Here is a 4277-nt window from a genome sequence, read left to right on the forward strand (position 1 = left end):
CCAGCCGACATCAAGCGGCTGATGCGGAGCGGCAGCCGCAGCGTGCGCGGCCTCGCGGTCGCGGGGATGCCGCACGGCTCGCCTGGGATGGAAACGCATGGCGATCACAAGCAGCCCTACAAGGTGATCGCGTTCGCGGCGAACGGCCGCCGGTCGGTATTCGCCTCCCACGGTTGAGCGGGATGACCGACACTCCCGCCTCGATGACCTATGGCGGCTATCTGGCGCTGGATCAGCTCCTCACCGCCCAGCACCCGATCTCGGCCCACCATGACGAGCTGCTGTTCGTCATCATCCACCAAACCAAGGAGCTGTGGCTCAAGCAGATCGTCCACGAGCTTCGGCTGTCGAAGGCGCTGATCCGATCCGATTCGCTGATCCAGGTGCACAAGAGCCTGTCCCGCGTCTCCCGGATCCAGGCGGTGATGACGCTGAGCTGGGACGTGCTCGCGACCATGACTCCGGCCGATTATTCAAGCTTCCGCGAGGTGCTGGGATCGAGCTCCGGGTTCCAGTCGGCGCAGTTCCGGGAATTCGAATATCTGCTGGGGCTGAAGGACGGCGGCCATCTGCGCTTCCAGGAAGAGGGGAGCGGCCCCTATGCGGCGCTGATGGATGCGCTTCACCAGCCCAGCCTGTGGGACGAAGCCAATGCCGCGCTGGCACGCGCGGGCTTCCCGCTGCCGGCGGCGGCGCTCGATCGCGACTGGAGCGAGGCCTACGCTCCCAAGGCCGAGGTCGAATCGGCCTGGGCCGAAGTGTACCGGGACACCGAGCGCTGGTGGCCGCTCTACCAGCTCGCCGAGAAGCTCGTGGACGTTGACGACGCCCTCGCCGGCTGGCGGCACAAGCATGTGGTGACGGTCGAGCGGATCATCGGCCTCAAGCGGGGAACCGGCGGCACCAGCGGCGTGGCCTATCTCCAGAGCACGCTGGCAAAGCGCGCCTTCCCTGAGCTCTGGTCGCTTCGAACCAGCCTCTGACCGGCTAACGCGGCGGCTGCACCGCGCTTCGCCTGAGCTCGGCCACCGTTTCCGCAACCGCACGTTCCCGGGCGGCGAGGCTTGGGTGGCGATTGAACAGCTTCGGCGTCGGGATGGGATCGTAGGTCCGGTAGAGCCGTCGCCAGAACGGGATCGCGGCATTGAGATCGTAGCCGGAAGACCAGGCCAACTTCAGCCCGAGGCCGTCCGCCTCCTCCTCCGTCGCCCGCACCCGCGCGGCATTCTTGCCGAAATTGGCGAGGAAGCCCTTCGGCACCTTCTCCTCTTCCAGGCGCGCCGGGTGGCCGAGGATGTTGTGCGCCGCCTCGTGGCCAAGCACGACCGCAAGCTCGTCGTCGCTCCTCACGAAGTTCAGCAGCCGGGTGGTCATGATGACGGTCCGTCCGTCGGCGAAGGCGTTCGCCTGATTCGAGCGGGCGAGCCGGGCGCGGACCGGGCATCCCAGCTCGCGCTGCAGTTCCAGCACGAGCTCCCGGCCCTCGCGGAGCACCTTCAGCCGGGCCGGGCCGACTCGCAGCTGATCCTCGACCAGCGTCTCCACCCCGGCAGCGGCCGTGCGCCACTTCGCCCCGGCGCGGGCGAGGGACTCGCCTGTGGGAAGTGCAATGCCGTTGATCGAGAGCAGCACATCGCCCGCCAGCAGGCCCGAACGAGCAGCGGGGCTGCCGCTGACGACGGAGAGGATCCCGGGCCCGCGGTCCACCCCGTAAAGCCTCACCGCTTCGGCGCGGTTAAGACCCTCATATTCGGGCAGATAATGGAGAAACATCCCCGTCAGCGGGAGCAGCGCGGGGCAATGCTGCCGGCCGGACGCAGCCAGACGGTAGGCGACTTCGTGGACCCGGTAATCGGCCGCGCGAAGGTAAGTACCCTGCTCGGCAGCTTCCGGCGGCGCGGCCTGCGCGGCAACGCCCGGACCTGCCAAAGCCGCCAGAAAGGCCACGAAGCGCAAGATCGGCTGGAAAGCTCTCACATCAGTTTCGCAAGGATTCAGTACGAACGAAAGCAGCCGGATGAATCGAAATCCACCCGGCTGCTTTCTTCAAATCAGCAAGCGCGAAACGCCGCCGGGCGATCAGCCCGGGCTCTTGCCGATCTTGTTCTTCTTGCCATGCGTCGCGGCCAGGATGCCGAGGATGATGGCGATGATCGCGATCAGCGGAATGATGAAGCCGCCGCGGATCTGGCTGCCGTCGACCGACTCACCGGCCGGAGCGACTTCAGATGCGCGAGCCGTAGCAGCCGCACCGTTGGATGCGGCAACCGCCGGCGTTGCCGAGAGGGCAACGGCCGTGACCGCAGCAATGAATCCCTTGAAAACCACGTCAGCTTCTCCCTTCGTACTCAAACTTGTATCGAATTTCGGCACCTCACTATCGGAGGCATCCGAAACTGTCTACCCCGAATTGGCGGCCTCGAACAGCATGTTCATTAGCCAAACCAGGTTGACGAACTCTGAAGCCCGGAAACGCCTGCAATTCAAGAATAGTTCATCGCCTTTCGAACAATCTGGAGGGCAGTTGCCAATCGGCAACGCCGCTTTTATCGCCGCGGAGAGTCGCTCGTGCGGGAAGAGCGGCAAAATCCAAGGATTTACGTGGCTTCGGGGGGTTCGGCACAGATGCGTTCACGGCTTCCCGCCCTGCTCCTCCGAGCCATTGCGGCCGCGGCCTTGCTCTTCCTGCACCCTGCCGCGGTGCTCGCCGCGGTTCGCGTCTCCTTCTATTCGCACGAATTCGGCGCGAATTTCCCGCACGCTTTCATCACCTTGGAAGGCGTCGACGACCGTACGGGACACAAAATCAACGCCAACTATGGCTTTACAGCAACACAGATCAGCCCCGCGATCCTGCTCGGTGCAGTGGGGGGCGAGGTCTTCTCCCGGGAGCCGGCGAAGGAAGCCGGCTATATCGCCGCCAGCGACCGGCACTTCAGCTTCGCGCTCAGCGATGCGGAGTATGACGCTCTCTTAGCGCGGATCGAGAAGTGGCGGGGTCTGAAGCAGCCGTCCTATGACCTCAACAAGCGCAATTGCGTCCATTTCGTCGCGGACATGGCAGCCGCGCTCGGCATGGCGGCCGACACTCCGAAGGCGCTGATGAAGAAGCCCCGCTCCTATACGGAGCATCTCACCCGTACGAACCTCGACTGGCTGAAGGCGCGCGGGGCGGAGATCCTGCGCCAGCCGCCGAAGTAGGACGGTTTCCCCGCCGCGCTTGACTTTGTGGTAGGCATTTCGTGTTAGCGAGCCGGTGCTCCGGGGGGACGCATCCTTCCATCAAACCTGCCGCGGACAACATGAACCCGACTGACAATCAGCGAATCATCGTGATCGGCCTCGGCTATGTCGGGCTCCCGCTCGCCGTGGCGCTCGCCCGAAGCTTCAACGTCACCGGCCTCGATATCGACGCCCGGCGGGTGGAGGAGCTGCGCGCGGGCCGCGACCGCACCAACGAGGTCGAGGCGGGGGCCCTGCTCGGCTCCGCACTCGAGATCACATCGGATCCGGCGAGCTGCCACGGCGCCGATGTCTACATCGTCACCGTGCCAACGCCGGTGGACGAGGCCAAGCAGCCGGACCTCCGCCCGGTGATCGGCGCCACCAAGGCGGTCGCGAAGATGCTCGATCCGGCGAGAAAGCCGATCATCGTCTACGAAAGCACCGTCTATCCGGGCGTGACGGACGAGATTTGCGGGCCGCTGATCGAGCAGGATTCAGGCCTTGTCCGCGGCCGCGACTTCTTCCTCGGCTACTCGCCCGAGCGCATCAATCCGGGCGACCGCGAGCACACCGTCGACCGGATCGTGAAGGTCGTCGCCGGCGAGAACGAGGCGGTCACGGAGCGGCTTGCGGACCTCTACGGCAAGGTGACCAGCGCCGGCGTGTTCCGCGCCCGCTCGATCAAGGCCGCAGAGGCGGCCAAGGTGATCGAGAATGCCCAGCGCGACATCAACATCGCCTTCATGAACGAGATCACGCAGATCTTCTCGAAGCTCGACATTTCGATCTGGGACGTGCTCGACGCCGCCGGGACCAAGTGGAACTTCCTCCGCTTCCAGCCGGGCCTGGTCGGCGGGCACTGCATCGGCGTCGATCCTTATTATCTCAGCTACCGCGCCCAGCAGCTCGGGCAGGATCCGCAGGTCATCCTCTCCGGCCGCTCGATCAACGACAAGATGGGCAGCTGGGTCGCCGACCAGCTCCACACCCGCCGCCGCAAGACCGGCAAGGCGCTCGTCATGGGGCTCACCTTCAAGGAGAATGTCCCCGAC

6 protein-coding genes are annotated in these 4277 nt (G+C 65.3%); 4 read left to right on the top strand and 2 right to left on the bottom strand.

The features are described 5' to 3' along the window. The first annotated feature begins 9 nt into the window (after positions 1-9). Positions 10-177 (top strand): DUF411 domain-containing protein, encoded by a 168-nt coding sequence (locus tag VF662_RS09160; protein ID WP_464140130.1) that lies wholly within the window; start codon positions 10-12, stop codon positions 175-177. 5 nt (positions 178-182) lie between these two features. Further along, positions 183-983 (top strand): tryptophan 2,3-dioxygenase, encoded by an 801-nt coding sequence (locus VF662_RS09165; protein WP_464140123.1) that lies wholly within the window; start codon positions 183-185, stop codon positions 981-983. A 4-nt stretch (positions 984-987) separates the two neighbouring features. On the opposite strand, the gene VF662_RS09170 is transcribed toward VF662_RS09165, so the two are convergent. Together VF662_RS09170 and VF662_RS09175 are read right to left on the bottom strand one after the other, a co-directional pair. Beyond that, on the bottom strand, positions 988-1947 hold the full coding sequence (locus VF662_RS09170) for a M48 family metalloprotease (RefSeq protein ID WP_464140132.1): 960 nt from the start codon (positions 1945-1947) through the stop codon (positions 988-990). A 132-nt stretch (positions 1948-2079) separates the two neighbouring features. Beyond that, positions 2080-2373, bottom strand: coding sequence for a hypothetical protein (locus VF662_RS09175; RefSeq protein WP_464140125.1), 294 nt, complete (start codon positions 2371-2373; stop codon positions 2080-2082). A 252-nt stretch (positions 2374-2625) separates the two neighbouring features. Here VF662_RS09175 and VF662_RS09180 point away from each other — a divergent pair, with 252 nt between their 5' ends. After that, on the top strand, positions 2626-3201 hold the full coding sequence (locus tag VF662_RS09180; RefSeq protein ID WP_464140126.1) for a hypothetical protein: 576 nt from the start codon (positions 2626-2628) through the stop codon (positions 3199-3201). Positions 3202-3302: 101 nt separating this feature from the next. Beyond that, the coding region (locus VF662_RS09185) for a nucleotide sugar dehydrogenase (protein ID WP_464140128.1) at positions 3303-4277 on the top strand (975 nt) is incomplete at its 3' end.

Origin of the sequence: Allosphingosinicella sp., assembly GCF_036387215.1 — a bacterium.
Taxonomy (GTDB): Bacteria; Pseudomonadota; Alphaproteobacteria; order Sphingomonadales; family Sphingomonadaceae; genus Allosphingosinicella.

What these genes read in the sequence shown, in the direction of transcription:
- VF662_RS09165 (WP_464140123.1), top strand. Translation starts at nt 183, where the DNA reads ATGACCGACACTCCCGCCTCGATGACCTATGGCGGCTATCTGGCGCTG.
- VF662_RS09180 (WP_464140126.1), top strand. Translation starts at nt 2,626, where the DNA reads ATGCGTTCACGGCTTCCCGCCCTGCTCCTCCGAGCCATTGCGGCCGCG.